The sequence below is a fragment of the Pandoraea pneumonica genome (assembly GCF_902459645.1).
GTDB lineage: Bacteria > Pseudomonadota > Gammaproteobacteria > Burkholderiales > Burkholderiaceae > Pandoraea > Pandoraea pneumonica.
In genome coordinates this window covers 1,753,361-1,770,932 of the sequence record NZ_CABPSK010000001.1, presented here as the reverse complement: position 1 = coordinate 1,770,932, position 17,572 = coordinate 1,753,361, and the positions used below count along the sequence as shown (strand labels likewise).

Genomic DNA, 17,572 nt, shown 5'->3' with positions numbered 1-17,572 from the left:
AATTTCCGGGCGGTATCCCGACACTCAGCCGCGCGACAGGGCGCGTCCGGCCACACGTGCCGCCACGTCGCGCCACTGTAAGCGCCAACCGAAGCGGCGCGCGGCGCGGTGTCCCGGCAGGGCGGCGAGCGACATCGTCGGCTGGCTCACGCGCAGCCGAGCGCCGTCCTTCCACGTGCCAAGCCAAATTCGTTGACCCGCTCGCATCTCGAAGCTCTCGCCCGCACGCAGCCAGTGGTCAACGCTTTCGTTTTCCACCGTCAGCCAAAGCAGGCCCTGCAACACTTGCAGCGTCTGCGGCGTTTCGTTTTGCCAGAACACGGTTTGGTCCCCGTCCAGCTCGAAGAGTCGGATTTCACGCATAGCGGTCTCCAGTTGAGTGGACACTTTATCGGTTAACTCCGGTACAGTACCGGTACAGATATTCAGGTAATTGACTGTACAGTTCGGGATTGACAGGGAAATTGGCTAGCGTAGAGTGGCGTCCCATGAGTGATGCGAAGCAGACACTTTCGACACGGACGGTGGTCAACCGCCGTACCGAGGGACAAACACCCGACGCTTCGCAAGCGCTGGCGCCGGCATAACCGGCGAAGCCAGCCATCCCGACAAGGTGGAAAGACGATGACAACGAACCGCATTTCTCCGCTGGCACTGGCGGACAACGCCGCGCTCGACACCGCGCGCATGACACTCGTCGATCAACTCGTGCATTGGGCAAGCCTTCGCATCGAGGAGCGCGTGTTCCTGCCCGGCATGCGCATGCCGTCGATCCGCTCGCTCGCGGAAGACAAACGCGTGTCGCGCTTCTCGGTGGTCGAAGCCTATGAGCGGCTAGTGGCACAGGGGTATCTCGAAGCGCGCCGCGGTTCGGGTTTCTATGTGCGCGAGCGGCCCGTGATGGCGCAGCAAAACGCCAGCGCGCCGATGATCGCGAAGGGCCCGATTGACGTGCCCTGGCTCGTGCGCAGCATGCTGCACACCGTGGCCCCCGAGCGCGGGCCCGGCATGGGCTATTTGCCGCCGAGCTGGCTCGACGCCGACATGATGACGTCGGCCATTCGCTCGATGAGCCGCCAATCGACGATGTATCTCTTGCAGAGCGGGAGTCCGCACGGGTTTCTGCCGCTGCGCGTGCAATTGCAGACACAACTCGCCGAGTTGGAAATCGGCGCGCGCCCCGATCAGATCGTGCTGACCTCGGGTATCACGCAGGCCGTCGACTTTTTGTTGAAGCTGTACGTTCGCGCCGGAGACACCGTCTTGGTCGGCGACCCCGCGTGGTTCGTCATGTTCGGGCGTAGCGCGTCGCAGGGCGTGACGCCGATCGGCGTGCCGTACACGCCCGAGGGCATCGATGTGCAGGCGCTGGAGCGACTGGTGCAGCAGCATCGCCCCAAGATGCTGATTATCAATTCGATCTTGCAGAACCCCACGGGCACGTCGCTTACGCCCGCGCGGGCGTTTCAGATCTTGCGGCTCGCAGAGCAGTACGACTTCATGGTGCTCGAAGACGATATCTACTGCGATCTGTGCCCGCCGCATCAGCAGGTGGCGCGTCTGGCGAGTCTCGATCAACTCAAGCGCGTGATCTATCTCGGCAGCTTCTCGAAGACACTCGCGGCGAATCTGCGTGTGGCATTTGTTGCAGGCTCGCCCGAGCTGGCGAAGACCTTTGTCGATTACAAGATGCTCGCCGGGTCGACGACCCCTGAGATTAACGAGCGCATCGTGTACAAGGCGCTGACCGAGGGCCACTATCGCCGTCACGTCGAGCGTCTGCGTTCGCGGCTCGACGAAGTGCGCGACGGTGCGCGGCGGCGTCTTGAGCACATCGGCCTGCGCATGTTCGGCGACCCGACCGCGGGCATGTTCTTCTGGGCGAATACGGGCGTCGACACTAGCGCGGTGGCCGCCGCTGGCCACGAGGCAGGCTTCCTGTTCGCACCGGGCGCGCTGTTCTCGCCGCGTCAGGCGCCAAGTACGTGGATGCGGATGAACGTGGCGTGTTCGAGCGACCCGTCGATGCTGGCGTTCCTATCGCGGCAACTCGAACTGGCGGCCTGATGGGCTTTTGCCCAGTGCGCCGCAAAATCGTCCAACTTCGCACAATTCTCCCCAAAATAACCCTCCCGCCGGCCTTGAAATGAAGGTCGGCCGTCCCTATGTTCCGTGCTGTACCGCAAGACTGGCAGCGCGCGCGCAAGTGCGCCGGGCGGCGGACAGCGTCGAATTTCCATTCATCTCACCGTTTCACGAGGGTTCCCGACCATGGCGCAAGAAACCATGAGCTTTCAGGCAGAAGTTAAGCAACTTCTGCAACTGATGATTCATTCGCTGTACAGCAACAAGGAAATCTTCCTGCGCGAATTGATCTCCAATGCTTCTGATGCCGCCGACAAGCTGCGCTTCGAAGCGATCAACGACGGCGCGCTGTATGAGCAGGACCCGGAACTCAAGATTCGCGTGTCGTTCGACAAGGACGCCCGCACCCTCACCATCGAAGACAACGGCATCGGCATGAGCCGCGATGAGGCCATCGCCCATCTCGGTACGATCGCCAAGTCGGGCACCAAGGAATTCTTCTCGCGCCTGTCGGGCGACCAGCAGAAGGATGCCGCGCTCATCGGCCAGTTTGGCGTGGGCTTCTATTCGGGCTTCATCGTCGCAGACCGCATGACGGTCGAATCACGCCGCGCAGGTTTGCCCGCCTCGGAAGGCGTGCGCTGGTCGTCGGCGGGCGAGGGCGACTTCTCGGTCGAGACCATCGAGCGTGCCCCGCGCGGTACGGCCATCACGCTGCATCTGCGCGAAGGCGAAGACGAGTTGCTGTCGTCGTGGCAACTGCAATCGATCATTCGCAAGTATTCCGATCACATCTCGCTGCCGATCGTCATGCGCGGCGAGACGTGGGACGAAGAAAAGCAGGCCATGGTGCCGGCCGAGACCGATGAGACGGTCAATCAAGCTAGCGCGCTGTGGACGCGCAGCAAGAGCGAGATCACCGACGAGCAGTACACGCAGTTCTATCAACACATTGCGCACGACATGCAGCCCCCGCTCGCATGGACGCACAACCGTGTGGAAGGCCGTAGCGAATACACGCAACTGCTGTACGTGCCGGGGCATGCGCCGTACGACCTTTGGGACCGTAACTCGCAGGGCGGCTTGAAGCTCTACGTGAAGCGCGTGTTCATCATGGACGACGCCGAGCAACTGCTGCCGAACTATCTGCGCTTCGTGCGCGGCGTGGTCGATTCGGCCGATTTGCCGCTGAACGTGTCGCGCGAAATCTTGCAGGAAAGCCGTGACGTGAAGGCCATTCGCGAAGGCTGTGCCAAGCGCGTGCTCGGTCTGCTCGAAGATCTGGCGGAAAACCAGCAAGACAAATACACCCAGTTCTGGGGTGCGTTCGGTCAGGTGCTCAAGGAAGGTGTCGGCGAAGATCACGCCAACCGCGAGCGCATCGCCAAGCTGCTGCGCTTTGCCAGCACGCACAGCGATTCGGCAGAGCAGAACGTGTCGCTGGCCGATTACATCGGCCGCATGAAGGAAGGTCAGGACAAGATTTACTACGTCACGGCAGAGAGCTGGGTGGCCGCGAGCCATAGCCCGCATCTGGAAGTCTTCCGCAAGAAGGGCGTGGAAGTGCTGCTATTGACCGACCGCGTGGACGAGTGGCTGCTGTCGTATCTGCATGATTTCGATGGCCGTGCCCTGGTGAGCGTGGCACGTGGCGATCTGGATCTGGGCGCACTCGAAGATGCTGGCGAAAAGGCCGCGCAAGAGAAGACCAGCGACGAGCTCAAGCCGTTGCTCGAGAAGATGAAGGACGTGCTGGGCGAGAAGGCGAAGGACGTGCGTGTGACGTTCCGTCTGACCGATTCGCCGTCGTGCCTCGTCTCGGACGAGCAGGACATGAGCGGCACGTTGCAGCGTCTGATGAAGGCGGCCGGGCAGAAGATGCCGGAGTTCCGCCCGATTCTGGAGATCAACCCGGAGCATGCGCTGATCAAGCGTTTGAGCGCCGAGAGTGCCGATCTGTCCGACTGGACGCAACTGTTGTTCGACCAAGCCATGCTCGCCGAAGGCGGCAGTCTGGAAGACCCGGCAGCGTTTGTTAAGCGGACTAACGCGCTGTTGCTGGCGGCACGCTGATTGCGGCGATATCGCAGAAGCTAAGCGATAGATGAGCGCTAGATAGGCGATAGATGTCGAAGAAAAGCCCGGTATCGAAAGGTGCCGGGCTTTTTGCATTTGGCACTGGGCGAGAACGTGGCGCGCGGGGTGCATCGGTGGCGCGCGCATCGCGTGTCGCCCCTTTATAATTCCGAGCCATGACTTTCCGATTCGATGTAAGCGGGCGGCACTGGCAGGCTGTCCCGTCGCCGGCGCTCTCGCGCCGTCATAAGGACTGGCTGACCCGGGGTGGTGCGCTCACGCGTCACTTGTCGGCGCTTGGCCGCGTCACCGTGCGCGTTGTCGCCGAGCGCGTGATGCCCGCCGACGCCGATCAATGCCGTGCCATCGGCGTACCTCTGCGCACGCCGATGTGGGCGCGAGATGTCATTCTGCTGGTCGACGACGAGCCGGTGGTGGTCGCCCATAGCGTGACGCCGCTGGTGCACAGCCGCTCGGTCTGGCAAGCGATGCGGCGTCTGCGCACGCGGCCGCTGGCCGATCTGCTTTATCACGACCCCACGGTGACGCGCTCGGTGCTCGTCTCGCGTCCGCTAGGGCCGGGGCACTTGCTGCACGCACGGGCGCGGCACGATGCGCGCGACCCGCTGATCGGTCTCACGCCACGCGCGCGGTTGTGGGCACGCCGCTCGGTGTTTCTGCGTCATGGCGCGCCGTTGCTCGTCACCGAGGCCTTTCTGCCGCGCTTCTGGCGTCGGCTGCAAGCGGCGCATCTCGCGCACTCGGCATCCGCGATGCGCGCCGCCTGAGTGATCGATGTCCGCCACGTCTCCCGATCTCAAGCGTAATTTCCCGCCGGTGGTGGATGCCAACACGCGTGTGCTCATCCTCGGTAGCCTGCCCGGCGAGGTGTCGCTCGCGCATCAGCAGTACTACGCGCATCCGCAAAACCGGTTCTGGCATCTGGTGGGCGAAGTGATCGGCGAGCCGTTGCCTGCGCTCGACTACGCCGCGCGGCTCGATACCGTGCGTGCGCATGGCATCGGCTTGTGGGATGTGGTGGCCGAAGCGCGCCGCGAAGGCAGTCTCGACAGCAATATTCGCTTGCATGCAGGCAGCGATCTGGTGGGACTGATCGCGACGTTGCCATCGTTGCGTGCGGTTGCGTTTAACGGCGGCACCGCAGCACGTATCGGTCAACGTGCGCTGGCGCAGGGTGATGTGACGATACCTGTCGTGCTGCTGCCCTCGAGTAGTCCCGCCTACACGATTCCCTACGCGACCAAGCGCGACGCGTGGCTGGCGCTGCGCGATTTCGTCTCGGCGACGCCGCTCGCGTAAGGCGCATAAGGCGGGCGCGTAGGCCGCGTGGCGCGATGTGTCGCGCGAACCCGGTACAATGCGAACCCATCGGAATTTCCCGAATCTCCCCGAAGGACTCATGACCCTCATCAAACGCAAATCCATCGAAGCCGAAGCGTTCGTCGCAGAAGATCGCCCCGCCCGTCGTTACACGCCGCGCTTTGCGCCGGTGACTTTTTCTGAACAGGGTGGCGTGCGTTACCTGCATTTCGGCACGGAGTGGGTGCAAGGTGCGATGCGTCTGTCCAAGCCCGATCGTATCGAGCTGGAATACGCACAGCAGATGATGGCGTGGTTGTTGTTCATGCGCGCCCCGAAGCACGTGGTGCAACTGGGGCTGGGTACCGGCTCGATCACGAAGTTCTCGGCGCAGCAATTCCCGCGCACGCAAGTCACTGCCGTGGAACTGAACCCCGCCGTGGTGGTGGCCGCGCGCACGATGTTCAGCCTGCCGAGCGACTCGCGCCGCCTGAAAGTGATCGAAGCCGATGCATGGGACTTCGTCACCGATGCCGCGAATCAAGGCACGGTCGATGTGCTGCAAGTCGACCTTTACGATGCGACCGCGCGCGGTCCCGTGCACGACACGCCTGCGTTCTACAAGGCTTGCCGCGCTTCGCTCACCGCGCCGGGCATGCTGACGATGAACCTGTTCGGCGATCACGACAGCTATCCGAAAAACATTCGCCGCCTGCGTCAGGCGTTCGACAATCGCGTGATCGAATTCCCGGAAGTGCACGACGGTAACGTGATCGTGCTGGCTTTCAACGGCCCGCTGCTGTCGGTCGAATGGAAGGACGTGGAAGCGCGCGCCAAGGTGGTGGAAGCCGCCACGGGCCTGCCTGCGAAGCGCTGGGTCAAGCAACTGCGCTCGGCCAATGGCGACGGCGGTCCGGTGCTGACGATCTAACGTCGCGCCGTACGCTTTGCAAGATGCAAAAAACGCCAGCCGAAAGGCTGGCGTTTTTCATGGTGCCGCCAAAAACGCGTGAGGCGAATGAGCGCGTCGGCCGCGTCAGTCGCATCAACGGCGTTGGTGTCAGGCAGCGATCTCGTCGATGGTCAGCGCGCTGCCACCGGCCACGACGGCCAGCAGGCGGTCGACGTTCGGGTGCGCGCCCGTACGATTGCGGGCATCGGCCGTATGTTCGGCAAACACGGCCAGACCGTGTTCTGCCGCCTTGGCGTCGAGCGTGCCGAAGGCCTGCTTCAGATAGTGATACACCGCGAGCGAGCCCTGCTTGCCCGGCGCATTCTCGATGGTGGCCACGACAGCGCCGCTGGCGTCGCGCAATTCGATGCGCGCAATGCCGTCGATGGTGATGCCGTTTGCCGTCATCAGCGCGAGGTTTTCCTTGAAGACCGGGGTCGGTTCGATCACTGCCATTGTCTTGCTACTCCTGAAATTGAAATGCGTTGCGGGCGAGAGAGTATCACGCCGGTGACACCATTTCGCCCGGCATAGAGGGGGTGAACCGTCTCAATCGCGCCGCCACTGAAGAATCACAAGCGTGACCACGCCGGCGATCAAGCCCCAGAACGCGGAGCCGATCGAGAGCAGCGTAAGGCCCGAGGCCGTCACCATGAACGTGATCAGCGCGGCTTCGCGCTGCTTCGTGTCGCTCATGGCATTGGCCAGTCCGTTCATGATCGAGCCGAACAGCGCAAGCGCGGCAATCGACACCACCAGTGCTTTCGGGAACGCCGCAAACAAGGCGGCAATCGTTGCACCGAACGTGCCAGCGATCAGATAAAACACGCCGCTCCACACCGCTGCGGTGTAGCGTTTGTTCGGATCTTCGTGAGCTTCGCGTCCCGTGCAGATGGCTGCCGTTATCGCCGCCAGATGAATGCCGTGCGAACCGAACGGCGCGAGCAGCACCGACGTGATGCCCGTCGTCGAGATCAGCGGCGACGCAGGCACCTTGTAGCCGTCGGCACGCAGCACGGCCAGCCCCGGCACGTTTTGCGAGGCCATCGCCACGACAAACAACGGAATCGCGATGCTGATGGTGGCGGCGAGCGAGAACGACGGCGTCGTCCACACCGGTTTCGCCAGCGCGATGTTGAAATGGCTAAAGTCGAGCAAGCCCAGCCCGCCCGCAACCGCCGTGCCCACGATAAGCGTCAGCAAAATCGCATAGCGCGACGCCAGTCGCTTGACGATCAGATACGTGAAGAACATGGTGAGCACGAGCGCCGTCTGGTGCTGTGCCGCGACGAAGATTTCCACGCCGATGCGAAACAGAATGCCCGCGAGCAACGCCGACGCGAGCGCAGGCGGCACGCGCCGCATGATCGTCTCGAAGCCGCCCGTCAGCCCGCAAATCGCAATGAGTGCGTTGCAGACGATGAACGCCCCGATGGCTTCGCTATAGGGCACGCCGGGCAGAGAGGTGATGAGCAGCGCCGCACCCGGCGTCGACCACGCAATGACCACCGGGGTGCGGTAGCGCAGCGACAGGCCGATGGTGGTGACGCCCATGCCGATCGACAGCGCCCAGATCCACGACGAAATTTGCGCCGCTGAGAGGTGCGCGGCCTGACCCGCCTGGAACATCAACACGAGCGAACTCGTATAGCCGGTCATCATGGCCACGAAGCCGGCCACGATGGCCGAGGGCGACGTGTCTGTCAGAGGCCGCAACGGGGGAAGCGGGGTGGTGCTGGACGTCATGGGGGGTGTCTCGTCTTGTCTATTCTTGTGGGCGTACAGCAGCGGCTGTACTTACTTGCTGAGCGTGCGCATAGCGGTCTCGAGGCCCGCCAACGTAATCGGGTACATGCGGTTCGCGAACAGCTGGCGAATCACCGAGATCGATTGCCGATATTGCCATAGCGCTTCGGGCTCGGGGTTGAGCCAGGCATGCTTGGGGAAGCGATCGATGAAGCGGCGCAGCCACACGGCCCCCGCTTCCTTGTTGTTGTATTCCACCGAACCGCCCGGTTGCAGCACTTCGTACGGGCTCATCGTCGCGTCGCCCACGAAGATCAGCTTGTAGTCGGGCGGATACTTGCGCAGCACGTCCCACGTGTCGAAGCGCTCGTTGTGACGCCGCCGGTTCTGCCGCCACAAGTAGTCGTAGACGCAATTGTGGAAGTAGTAGAACTCAAGGTGCTTGAATTCGGATTTTGCCGCGGAGAAAAGCTCTTCCGTACGCGCGATGTGGTCGTCCATCGAGCCGCCCACGTCGAGCAGCATCAACACCTTCACATTGTTGTGGCGCTCGGGCACGAGCTTCAGATCGAGCCAGCCCGCGTTGGCGGCGGTCGCGCGAATCGTGTCGTCGAGGTCGAGCTCTTCGGCCGCCCCTTCGCGCGCGAACTTGCGCAAGCGGCGCAGCGCGACTTTGATGTTGCGGGTGCCGAGTTCGACGGTGTCGTCGTAGTCGCGGTAGCTGCGTTGATCCCACACCTTCACGGCGGTGCGGTTGCCGTTGCTCTCGCCGCCGATGCGAATGCCTTCGGGGTTGAAGCCGCCGTTGCCGAACGGCGAGGTGCCGCCCGTGCCGATCCACTTGCTGCCGCCTTCGTGTCGACCCTTCTGTTCGTCGAACAGTTGCTTGAGCCGCTCCATGAGCTTGTCGAGGCCGCCCAGCGCCTGAATGCGCGCCTTGTCTTCGGGCGAGAGCTCGCGCTCCATGCGCTTCTTGAGCCAGTCGAGCGGCACTTCGCCCGAGGCGTCCACGAGTTGCTGCACGCCCTTGAAGTACGCACCGAACGCTTGATCGAACTTGTCGTAATGCTTCTCGTCCTTCACGAGCGAGAGCCGCGCGAGATAGTAGAACTCGTCGAGCGAGGGCGCGATGACCTGACGTTGCAGCGCTTCGAGCAACGTCAGGTATTCCTTGACCGAGACGGGCAGCTTGGCCGCGCGCAGGGTGTAAAAGAAGTCGATCAGCATGATGACGTTGGCGCGCTTACCGGTTGGCGCGGTTCATGAAGACGAGACGCTCGAACAGATGCATGTCCTGTTCGTTCTTGAGCAGCGCGCCCGCAAGCGGCGGAATGGCCAGCTTGTTGTCGGCGCTGCGCAGGGCGTCGGGCCCGATTTCTTCGGCCATCAGCAGCTTGAGCCAGTCGATCAGTTCCGAGGTCGACGGCTTCTTCTTCAGGCCCGGAATCTCGCGCACTTCGAAGAACGTCGCCATCGCGGCGTTCACCAGTTCGTGACGAATGTTCGGGAAGTGCACGTCGATGATCGACTGCATCGTCGTCGGATCGGGGAACTTGATGTAATGGAAGAAGCAGCGGCGCAGGAAGGCGTCGGGCAGTTCCTTCTCGTTGTTCGACGTGATGATGACGAGCGGGCGATGACGCGCTTTGACGAGCTGACGTGTCTCGTAGACGTAGAACTCCATGCGGTCGAGTTCGCGCAGCAAGTCGTTCGGGAATTCGATGTCGGCCTTGTCGATTTCATCGATCAGCAGCACGGTCTGCTGCTCGGCCTCGAAGGCTTGCCAGAGCACGCCCTTGACGATGTAGTTGGCGATGTCGCGCACGCGTTCGTCGCCCAGTTGCGAGTCGCGCAGGCGCGAGACGGCGTCGTATTCGTAGAGGCCTTGTTGGGCTTTGGTGGTCGACTTCACATGCCATTGCAGCAGCGGCATGTCGAGTGCTGCGGCGACTTCCTCGGCGAGCATGGTTTTACCGGTGCCGGGTTCGCCTTTGATGAGCAGGGGACGTTGCAGCGTGGCCGCCGCATTGACCGCGAGTTTGAGATCGTCGGTGGCGACGTATTGGGAAGAGCCTTCGAAGCGCATTGTCTGAGCCGTCCGCAAACAGCCGGCCAACCGGCCGGGCAGGGGAAAAACTTCAGTATAAGACAATGCGCATACGGCTCGCTCATGGCGTGAAATTGTTCCGCCGCATCAAGGGGTTGCGAAAAAACTTCGGAGAACTGTGCGGGTCAGCCCCGAGTTTGCGCATCAGGGGGTGTGGGTTACAATCGATTGCTTTTTTCACGGGTCGTCGGCCTTGGAGTCAGGACGACGACCTGCGTGTTGCGGGCCGGTATTCCAACCAAAAACGTTCCCAAGAAGACCATGAAAAAGTTCCTCACGATGATGGCGCTGGCGCTCGGCAGCACGTCGCTCACCGCGATCCATGCGGCCGAACTCAAGCCCAATCCCGAGGCGGCAAAGGACAAGGTCGCCATGTGTATTGGCTGCCACGGCATTCCCGATTATCGGACCGCGTTTCCGGAGGTGTATCACGTGCCCCGGATCGGCGGACAGAATGCGAAGTACATCGAAAACGCCCTGAAGGAGTACGCCAAGGGCGATCGCAAGTTCCAGACGATGCATGGCATCGCAGCCACGTTGACCGAGCAGGACATCGTCGACATTGCCGCGTACTACGCGGCGCAAACGGCGTCGACGCCGGTCAATCCCCAGAAGTAAAACGTGCGTGGCTGAGGAGAACACGATGAAGCAATCGATGGCAAAGGCCGCTCTCGCGGCGTCCCTGGCGCTTGGCGCTACGCTCGCCGGGCTTGCCGGCACCGCTCACGCTGCGGGCAATATCGCCAACGGCAAAGCACTCGTCGACAAGGGCATGTGCGTGAGCTGTCACGGCGCGAACCTGAATGCACCGATCAGCCCGGAATATCCGAAGCTGGCCGGTCAGTACGCCGACTATGTCTACAACGCGTTGCGGGCGTATCAAAACGAGCAGAGCCTCGTCTTCGGGCGTAGCAACGCCATCATGAAGACGCAGGTGATGTCGAACCCGGCGACGATCGGCAAAGACGGCAAGCCGCGTCCGTTCACGTCGCAAGAGTTGAAGGACATGGCCGCGTATATCGAATCGCTCCCGGGCGATCTGGTGACCAAGAAGTAAGCGGTAAAAAGGCGCGGCAGAAATACGCGGTAGACCCTCAGTGCGCGGCCGTGATCGGCGGCGCGCGATGGCAAGCAGCGGTAGAAAGCAAAAAACGACGGTTGCGTGATGGCAACCGTCGTTTTCTTCGTTCTCGCGGCATCCGGCGGGCTATGGCCGGTGAGACGTTTCCCGCCGCTTAGCGCGACGCCTGCTGTTCGATGCGTTGCAAGTAGGCGTCGGAATCGGGCGGCTGGCCACTGCGCTGGGCTTCCCACAGCGTTTGTCCGAGACAGTCCATGATGCGATGCTGCGCTTCGTGCGGCGAGTCGAGCCGGTTCGTGAGCCGCTCGTAAGCGGCGCGAATGCCGGGCGGCTGGTCGATGGAGACCTGCTCGCTGATGGCCAGGTGCATCGACAAATGCAGGAACGGATTGGTCTGACCGGCTTCGGGCGAGTAATCGCGCGCGCTCGCTTCTTCGGTGTCGGAGAGGGCGTCGTGGTATTCCGGATGTTCGTTGATCCAGTCGGCGGCAATGGTTTCGAGCGGGGTGAGGATGCTACCGCCGCGTTGCTTTTGCCAAGTGGTGCAGAAGAATTGCCGCACTTCATCGCGGCTGGGATTGAACATGGGGACTCCGTGGGGTTCTCGTGACGCCAAACAGGCCGTATTGTCGCTCAATTCGCTCAATCATGTCGCGCAGCCCCCAGTCCTCCGCCTCCTCCGCCATGCCTGCCACCGCACAGAATGCCCGTCCGCCATCGGCCTGGGGCGGTATCGCGTTAATCGCCGTTTCCGCGTCGGCATTCGGTGCGATGGCCATCTTCGCGCGCGCGGCCAGCGCGTCCGGTGCCGATATTTTCGCCATGTTGCTGTTCCGCTTCGTGCTGGCGTCGGTGCTGCTGCTCGGCTGGTGCCGTGTGCAACGCGTCACTTTCCCGTCGCGACGTCAGTCGCTGGGTATCGCGCTGATGGGCGGCATCGGTTACGTGGGGCAGTCGCTGTGCTACTTCGGCGCGCTGCAATACGCGCAGGCGTCGCTCGTTGCGTTGTTGCTCTACCTGTATCCAGTGTTCGTGACGGTGCTCGCGGCGATTTTCCTGCATGAACGCCTGATCCCCGTGAAGCTCGGCGCGCTGCTGCTGTGTTCGCTCGGCACCGCGCTTACCGTGGGCGGCGGGCACGGGCAACCGCTGGGCATGGCGCTGGCGGTGGGGTCGGCGCTGATCTACTCGTGCTACATCGTGGTCGGCGCGAAGCTCACCCGCGGCGTGGATGCCCGTGCGACGGCCACGCTCGTCTGCATGGCCGCCACGGTCTCGTTTAGTGCGATGGCGCTGGTTCGCACGGGGCAGGGGCTGTCGCTGCATTGGCCCGCGAATCCAGGCGGCTGGGCGGCGCTGGTGGCGATTGCGGTGTGCTCCACCGTCATCGCCATCCTGACGTTCTTTGCCGGTCTGCAACGCCTCGGCGCAGGGCGCGCCTCGATGCTCTCGACGCTGGAACCCGTCGTCACCGTGTTGCTCGCGGCCATGCTGCTAGGCGAAACGCTCACCGCGGCGCAGTTGGGCGGCGGGGCGCTGATTCTGGCCGGCGTGCTTTGGCTGTCGGCACGAGGGACACCGGCAGGCGCCTGACTTGGCTTGAGGACGCTGGCTCAGGCGGCGATTTTTGCCCCGCCAGCGACTATCCCCGCGCGACGGTACAATCGCCGTTCGCTGCACGCTTCGATACAGGCTTCATTACGCGCATTCGCATCGCATTTGCATCGCAATTGCAACACTACCGAGATCATTCGCCATGAGCACTATTGCCAAAGAATCCATCGCCCAGCTGTTCACCGACGCACGCACCCACAACGAGTGGCTCCAGAAGCCGGTCAGCGACGAAACGCTGCGCGAGCTGTACGACATCGTGAAATGGGGCCCGACGTCGGCAAACACGACGCCCGCGCGCATCGTGTTCGTCAAGAGCGCCGAGGCGAAGGCCAAATTGCTCGAATGCATGGCCCCGGGGAACGTGGAAAAGACGCGCACCGCGCCCGTCACGGCGATCATCGCGTTTGATCTGAAGTTCTACGAACACCTGCCGAAGCTGTTCCCGAACGGTGCCGAAAAGATGGTGCCGATGTTCTCGGGCGACGCCGCCAAGGCCGCTGGTGCTGCCCACATGAACAGCTCGCTGCAAGGCGGCTACTTCATTCTCGCTGCCCGTGCACTGGGCCTCGACTGCGGCCCGATGGCCGGTTTCGATGGCCAGAAGGTCAACGATACGTTCTTCGCTGGCACCGACTGGCGCGTGAACTTCATCTGTAATCTGGGCTACGGCGATCACGCCAAGCTGTTCCCGCGCAACCCGCGTCTGTCGTTCGACGAAGCAGCTCGCATCATTTGACGGATAGGATTTGACGCAGCGTGTCGGTCTGACCGGCACGCATTGCGGCGATCAACGCAAAACGGGCGCTCCCCTCGCAGGGAGCGCCCGTTTTGCATGGCGGCGGTCAGTCTTTAGTGTTTCGGCGCGGGCGTCTTCGGGCGGAAGTCGCACAGCGGCTCGATGGCGCAGTGCCAGCACTCGGGCTTGCGCGCCTTGCAAACATAGCGGCCGTGCAGAATCAGCCAGTGATGCGCGTCGTGCTTGAATTCGCGCGGCGTGACACGCTCCAGCGCCAGTTCGACGGCCAGCGGGTCTTTGCCCGGGGCTAGACCGGTACGATTCGCCACGCGGAAGATGTGCGTGTCGACCGCAATCGTGTCTTCGCCGAAGGCCGTGTTGAGCACCACATTCGCCGTCTTTCGGCCCACGCCGGGCAGCGCTTCGAGCGCCTCGCGCGAGCGGGGTACGTCACCGCCGTGCTGATCGAGCAGCAGCTTGCACGTGGCGATCACATTCTTCGCCTTGGTGCGGTACAGGCCAATCGTCTTGATGTAGTCGGATACCCCGGCCTCGCCAAGCGCGAGCATCTTCGCAGGCGTGTTCGCCACGGCATACAGCTTGCGCGTCGCCTTGTTGACGGAGACATCGGTCGCCTGCGCCGAGAGCAGCACGGCAATGAGCAACTCGAACGGCGACGTGTATTCCAGCTCCGTCGTCGGATTCGGGTTGAGTTGCTGCAACGTCTCGAACAGGGCTCGGCGTTTGGCGTCGTTCATGTTGGCGGCGTCGGCGGGTTAGTGGGTTGGCGGGTTAGCGTGTTATCGGGGCCGGGACGGGGAAGGGCGGTCGTCGCGTCGAAGCTTACGGCTTTTCGGGCTCGGTGCCTGGCTTGCCCGGTGTGCCGGACAGGTTGAGCCGCTTGCGGCGCGCTTCTGCTTCGTCGATCTGCGCCTGCACTTCGGCCGACACGTTCTCGGTGTTCTTGGGGCCCAAACCTTGCGCGGCCAGCGCAGCCTTCTTCTGACGGGCACGCTCCAGCGCGGCTTGAATAATGGCTTGCTTGCGGGCAGCGGCCGCCGCGGCTTCATCGGCCGCCGGTGCCGCAGCGCTCGCGGGCGCGGCTTCGCCCTGCGTAGCCGTCGGCTCCCCAGCGGTGGCCTCGGTGGCGGGCGCAGCGGATGGCGCTGCCGGTGCAACCGGGGCAACACGCGCGGCTCGCGCCGCCAGGCGCGCTTCGCGCTCGGCCTTATCCTTGGCGAGCCGGGCCTGATGCCCTTCGAAGTGCACCCGGGCCTCGTCGGCTTGCGTTTGCGACCAGGCGTCCCAGCCGGTGTGCTCGCCGGTGACCGGCACCATCTCGATGCAATCGACCGGGCAGGGCGGCACGCACAGATCGCAGCCCGTGCAGCGGTCTTCGATCACGGTGTGCATCAGCTTGGCCGCGCCGACGATGGCGTCGACCGGGCAGGCCTGCAAGCACAGCGTGCAGCCGATGCACAGCGATTCGTCGATGACGGCGCGCGGACGCGGGCGTTCTACGCCGTTCTCGGGGTTCAGAGGAATGACCGGACGGCCGAGCAGCGTCGCCAGACGTGCGACGCCTTCGGCACCGCCCGGCGGACACTGGTTATAGCTGGCTTGCCCGCTGGCGATGGCGTCGGCATACGGCCGGCAACCGGCGTAACCGCACTTGGTGCACTGCGTCTGGGGCAATAGGGCATCGATGCGCTGCGCGAGCGCGCTGACTTCGGACACGTCTTTGTGGGGGATTCGGCGAAAAACGAATTATCCTGCATTTTGCGGAAACACTGAAACCGTTGTGCCATAATTCCGCCCGTTGAGAACGACCGGCCGATCATGACGACGCCTGAAACCAAGATCAAACGGGACCCCGAGCGTACCCGCCAGCGAATTCTGGCGGCAGCGATCGAGGAGTTTGCCGAACGGGGTTCGAGCGGCGCGCGGGTGGACAGTATTGCGCGCCGAGCGGACATCAATGAACGCATGCTCTATTACTACTTCGGCAATAAGGACCAGCTCTATCTGGCCGTGCTCGAAGAAGTCTACGGAGAATTCAACCGCGCGGAACACGCGCTCAAGCTCGACGCGCTACCCCCGCTCGACGCAGTCGCGGCGTTGGCGCACTTCGTGTGGGATTACTACGCCGATCATCCGGCGCTCATCCAGCTCATCAACAACGAAAACTTGCACGAAGCGAAGTCGATGCGTCAGTCGACGGAAATTCGTCAACAAGTCTCGCCAATCGTGGAATTGCTCGCGCAGACGCTCAAGCGCGGCGAGGTCAGCGGCGAGATTCGCACGGGCATCGATCCGGTGAATCTGTACGTGACGATCTCGGCGATGGGCTATTACGTGATGTCGAACCGCCACACGCTGTCCATCGTGATGGGCCGCGACGTGATGGCCGACGATACGCGCAAGACGTATTCGGCATTCAATACGCAGGTGCTGATGGATTCGCTGCGCACGCGTTAAGCCTTTCGCGTATCGCTTACCGCACGCTCGATTCCAATGAAAAACCGCCGCGTGGGCTGAGGCTCACGCGGCGGTTTTTTGTTTCGTCGACAACGATAGGACTAGCGATCCGATCAGTTGTTTTTGGCAATGAAGTCGCGAATCTGCGGATAGATCACGTTACGCCAGCGGCTGCCCGAGAAGATCCCGTAGTGACCGCAATTCGGTGCCGTGAAGTGCGCGCGGCGCTTGGCCGGAATGCCGGTGCACAGTTCGTGCGCTGCTTGCGTCTGACCACTGCCTGAGATGTCGTCCAGCTCGCCTTCGATGGTGAACAGGGCGGTCGTCTTGATGTCCTGCGGACGCACGCGCTCACCCGCCACATCCCACGTACCGCTCGCCAGACTGAAGTCCTGGAACACCGTCTTGATGGTGTCGAGGTAGTACTCGGCAGCCATGTCGAGCACCGCGTTGTATTCGTCGTAGAAGCGGCGATGCGAGTCAGCGTCGTCGTTGTCGCCGCGCATCAGATCGAGATAGAAGTCCCAGTGCGACTTCAAATGACGATCCGGATTCATCGCGACAAACCCGGCGTGTTGCAGGAAGCCCGGGTAGACCAGACGGCCCGAGCCCGGGTAATTGGCCGGCACCGCATGAATCACGTGATTCTCGAACCACTCGTACGACTTGTTCGTTGCCAGCGAGTTGACCGACGTGGGGCTCTTACGCGCGTCGATCGGGCCACCCATCATCGTCATGGTCTTGGGCGTTTTTTCGCCGTTCGACGCCATGAGCGAGATCGCGCCGAGCACCGGCACGGTCGGCTGGCACACCGAGATCACATGCAGGTTCTCAGCGCCAATATGGCGGATGAATTCCTGAATGTAGGCGACGTAATCGTCGAGATGGAACGCGCCGTCTTCCAGCGGGACCATGCGCGCATCGACCCAGTCAGTGATGTAGACCTTGTGGTCTTTGAGCAGCGTGGTCACCGTATCGCGCAACAGCGTGGCGTGGTGGCCCGACAGGGGCGCGACCACGAGCACGACCGGGTCGTCCTTGAGCTGGCCGACGGCGCTGGCGTCGTCCGCATAGCGCTTGAAGCGCAGCAGACGGCAGAAGGGCTTCTCCATCGCGGTCATTTCCACGACCGGGATGTTGTGCCCTTCGACTTCGACGGCCTTGATGTTGAATTCGGGTTTTTCGTAGTCCTTGCCGAGCCGGTAGAGCAGCTCGTAGCCGGCGGCAATGCGGGGCGCGCCGGGCATCATAGCGAGCAGGCTACCCGGGTTGACGAAAGTGGTAGCGGCCGCTTTGGCCCACGTGGTGAGGGGGTTCAGCCACGCGCGGTTGTACTCGTGAATCTGATACAGCATGTTGTGTGCCCTGAGGCGAGTG

At 62.8% G+C, this 17,572-nt stretch carries 19 protein-coding genes; 10 read left to right on the top strand and 9 right to left on the bottom strand.

What is annotated here, in order from left to right; genetic code table 11:
• Positions 1–24 precede the first annotated feature (24 nt).
• Entirely contained in the window at positions 25–363 is a 339-nt protein-coding gene (locus PPN31114_RS07750) for a DUF2917 domain-containing protein (protein WP_150678819.1), read from the bottom strand.
• A 276-nt stretch (positions 364–639) separates the two neighbouring features.
• Between PPN31114_RS07750 and PPN31114_RS07745 the strand changes: the two genes are divergently transcribed.
• From PPN31114_RS07745 to PPN31114_RS07725, 5 genes are all read left to right on the top strand, one after another.
• Complete coding sequence (locus PPN31114_RS07745; protein ID WP_370865859.1) at positions 640–2,067, top strand: aminotransferase-like domain-containing protein; 1,428 nt, start codon at positions 640–642, stop codon at positions 2,065–2,067.
• A 204-nt stretch (positions 2,068–2,271) separates the two neighbouring features.
• Positions 2,272–4,158 (top strand): molecular chaperone HtpG, encoded by a 1,887-nt coding sequence (gene htpG, locus PPN31114_RS07740; RefSeq protein ID WP_150678817.1) that lies wholly within the window; start codon positions 2,272–2,274, stop codon positions 4,156–4,158.
• 179 nt (positions 4,159–4,337) lie between these two features.
• On the top strand, positions 4,338–4,949 hold the full coding sequence (locus PPN31114_RS07735) for a chorismate--pyruvate lyase family protein (protein WP_150678816.1): 612 nt from the start codon (positions 4,338–4,340) through the stop codon (positions 4,947–4,949).
• A 7-nt stretch (positions 4,950–4,956) separates the two neighbouring features.
• Positions 4,957–5,481 (top strand): DNA-deoxyinosine glycosylase, encoded by a 525-nt coding sequence (locus PPN31114_RS07730; protein WP_150678815.1) that lies wholly within the window; start codon positions 4,957–4,959, stop codon positions 5,479–5,481.
• Between the two features lie 100 nt (positions 5,482–5,581).
• The gene (locus tag PPN31114_RS07725; RefSeq protein ID WP_150678814.1) at positions 5,582–6,412 is read left to right on the top strand and encodes a class I SAM-dependent methyltransferase; all 831 of its coding nucleotides are present in this window, start codon (positions 5,582–5,584) and stop codon (positions 6,410–6,412) included.
• Positions 6,413–6,541: 129 nt separating this feature from the next.
• On the opposite strand, the gene PPN31114_RS07720 is transcribed toward PPN31114_RS07725, so the two are convergent.
• The 4 genes from PPN31114_RS07720 to PPN31114_RS07705 all read right to left on the bottom strand — a co-directional run bounded on the left by PPN31114_RS07720 (position 6,542) and on the right by PPN31114_RS07705 (position 10,265).
• A complete protein-coding gene (locus tag PPN31114_RS07720; RefSeq protein ID WP_150679210.1) occupies positions 6,542–6,883 on the bottom strand; it encodes a DUF2322 family protein in 342 nt (113 codons plus the stop codon).
• Positions 6,884–6,982: 99 nt separating this feature from the next.
• Positions 6,983–8,179, bottom strand: coding sequence for a benzoate/H(+) symporter BenE family transporter (locus tag PPN31114_RS07715; RefSeq protein WP_150678813.1), 1,197 nt, complete (start codon positions 8,177–8,179; stop codon positions 6,983–6,985).
• Between the two features lie 51 nt (positions 8,180–8,230).
• Entirely contained in the window at positions 8,231–9,406 is a 1,176-nt protein-coding gene (locus PPN31114_RS07710; RefSeq protein WP_150678812.1) for a vWA domain-containing protein, read from the bottom strand.
• Between the two features lie 16 nt (positions 9,407–9,422).
• Positions 9,423–10,265, bottom strand: coding sequence for an AAA family ATPase (locus PPN31114_RS07705; RefSeq protein WP_150678811.1), 843 nt, complete (start codon positions 10,263–10,265; stop codon positions 9,423–9,425).
• A 282-nt stretch (positions 10,266–10,547) separates the two neighbouring features.
• Between PPN31114_RS07705 and PPN31114_RS07700 the strand changes: the two genes are divergently transcribed.
• The gene (locus tag PPN31114_RS07700) at positions 10,548–10,904 is read left to right on the top strand and encodes a c-type cytochrome (RefSeq protein ID WP_150678810.1); all 357 of its coding nucleotides are present in this window, start codon (positions 10,548–10,550) and stop codon (positions 10,902–10,904) included.
• Between the two features lie 37 nt (positions 10,905–10,941).
• Positions 10,942–11,343: a c-type cytochrome gene (locus PPN31114_RS07695; protein ID WP_150679209.1), complete on the top strand. Its 402-nt coding sequence runs from the start codon at positions 10,942–10,944 to the stop codon at positions 11,341–11,343.
• A gap of 178 nt (positions 11,344–11,521) precedes the next feature.
• On the opposite strand, the gene PPN31114_RS07690 is transcribed toward PPN31114_RS07695, so the two are convergent.
• On the bottom strand, positions 11,522–11,953 hold the full coding sequence (locus tag PPN31114_RS07690; protein ID WP_150678809.1) for a DUF1841 family protein: 432 nt from the start codon (positions 11,951–11,953) through the stop codon (positions 11,522–11,524).
• 98 nt (positions 11,954–12,051) lie between these two features.
• Between PPN31114_RS07690 and PPN31114_RS07685 the strand changes: the two genes are divergently transcribed.
• Positions 12,052–12,960 carry a DMT family transporter gene (locus tag PPN31114_RS07685; protein ID WP_150678808.1) on the top strand — a complete coding sequence of 303 codons (909 nt, stop codon included), beginning with the start codon at positions 12,052–12,054 and terminating at the stop codon, positions 12,958–12,960.
• Between the two features lie 163 nt (positions 12,961–13,123).
• Positions 13,124–13,717 (top strand): malonic semialdehyde reductase, encoded by a 594-nt coding sequence (locus PPN31114_RS07680; protein WP_150678807.1) that lies wholly within the window; start codon positions 13,124–13,126, stop codon positions 13,715–13,717.
• A gap of 113 nt (positions 13,718–13,830) precedes the next feature.
• Here the strand turns inward: PPN31114_RS07680 and nth are convergent, their stop codons facing one another.
• Positions 13,831–14,475 (bottom strand): endonuclease III, encoded by a 645-nt coding sequence (nth, locus tag PPN31114_RS07675; protein ID WP_150678806.1) that lies wholly within the window; start codon positions 14,473–14,475, stop codon positions 13,831–13,833.
• An 85-nt stretch (positions 14,476–14,560) separates the two neighbouring features.
• Positions 14,561–15,454 carry an electron transport complex subunit RsxB gene (gene rsxB / locus PPN31114_RS07670; RefSeq protein WP_150678805.1) on the bottom strand — a complete coding sequence of 298 codons (894 nt, stop codon included), beginning with the start codon at positions 15,452–15,454 and terminating at the stop codon, positions 14,561–14,563.
• A gap of 102 nt (positions 15,455–15,556) precedes the next feature.
• Between rsxB and PPN31114_RS07665 the strand changes: the two genes are divergently transcribed.
• Positions 15,557–16,195 (top strand): TetR/AcrR family transcriptional regulator, encoded by a 639-nt coding sequence (locus PPN31114_RS07665; protein WP_150678804.1) that lies wholly within the window; start codon positions 15,557–15,559, stop codon positions 16,193–16,195.
• Positions 16,196–16,308: 113 nt separating this feature from the next.
• On the opposite strand, the gene PPN31114_RS07660 is transcribed toward PPN31114_RS07665, so the two are convergent.
• The gene (locus tag PPN31114_RS07660) at positions 16,309–17,550 is read right to left on the bottom strand and encodes a polyhydroxyalkanoate depolymerase (protein WP_150678803.1); all 1,242 of its coding nucleotides are present in this window, start codon (positions 17,548–17,550) and stop codon (positions 16,309–16,311) included.
• Positions 17,551–17,572 lie beyond the last annotated feature (22 nt).

Coding starts and splice junctions, on each gene's coding strand:
- PPN31114_RS07750 (WP_150678819.1), bottom strand. CDS start 363: ATGCGTGAAATCCGACTCTTCGAGCTGGACGGGGACCAAACCGTGTTC.
- htpG (WP_150678817.1), top strand. CDS start 2,272: ATGGCGCAAGAAACCATGAGCTTTCAGGCAGAAGTTAAGCAACTTCTG.
- PPN31114_RS07735 (WP_150678816.1), top strand. CDS start 4,338: ATGACTTTCCGATTCGATGTAAGCGGGCGGCACTGGCAGGCTGTCCCG.
- PPN31114_RS07730 (WP_150678815.1), top strand. CDS start 4,957: ATGTCCGCCACGTCTCCCGATCTCAAGCGTAATTTCCCGCCGGTGGTG.
- PPN31114_RS07725 (WP_150678814.1), top strand. CDS start 5,582: ATGACCCTCATCAAACGCAAATCCATCGAAGCCGAAGCGTTCGTCGCA.
- PPN31114_RS07715 (WP_150678813.1), bottom strand. CDS start 8,179: ATGACGTCCAGCACCACCCCGCTTCCCCCGTTGCGGCCTCTGACAGAC.
- PPN31114_RS07710 (WP_150678812.1), bottom strand. CDS start 9,406: ATGCTGATCGACTTCTTTTACACCCTGCGCGCGGCCAAGCTGCCCGTC.
- PPN31114_RS07705 (WP_150678811.1), bottom strand. CDS start 10,265: ATGCGCTTCGAAGGCTCTTCCCAATACGTCGCCACCGACGATCTCAAA.
- PPN31114_RS07700 (WP_150678810.1), top strand. CDS start 10,548: ATGAAAAAGTTCCTCACGATGATGGCGCTGGCGCTCGGCAGCACGTCG.
- PPN31114_RS07695 (WP_150679209.1), top strand. CDS start 10,942: ATGGCAAAGGCCGCTCTCGCGGCGTCCCTGGCGCTTGGCGCTACGCTC.
- PPN31114_RS07690 (WP_150678809.1), bottom strand. CDS start 11,953: ATGTTCAATCCCAGCCGCGATGAAGTGCGGCAATTCTTCTGCACCACT.
- PPN31114_RS07685 (WP_150678808.1), top strand. CDS start 12,052: ATGCCTGCCACCGCACAGAATGCCCGTCCGCCATCGGCCTGGGGCGGT.
- PPN31114_RS07680 (WP_150678807.1), top strand. CDS start 13,124: ATGAGCACTATTGCCAAAGAATCCATCGCCCAGCTGTTCACCGACGCA.
- nth (WP_150678806.1), bottom strand. CDS start 14,475: ATGAACGACGCCAAACGCCGAGCCCTGTTCGAGACGTTGCAGCAACTC.
- PPN31114_RS07665 (WP_150678804.1), top strand. CDS start 15,557: ATGACGACGCCTGAAACCAAGATCAAACGGGACCCCGAGCGTACCCGC.
- PPN31114_RS07660 (WP_150678803.1), bottom strand. CDS start 17,550: ATGCTGTATCAGATTCACGAGTACAACCGCGCGTGGCTGAACCCCCTC.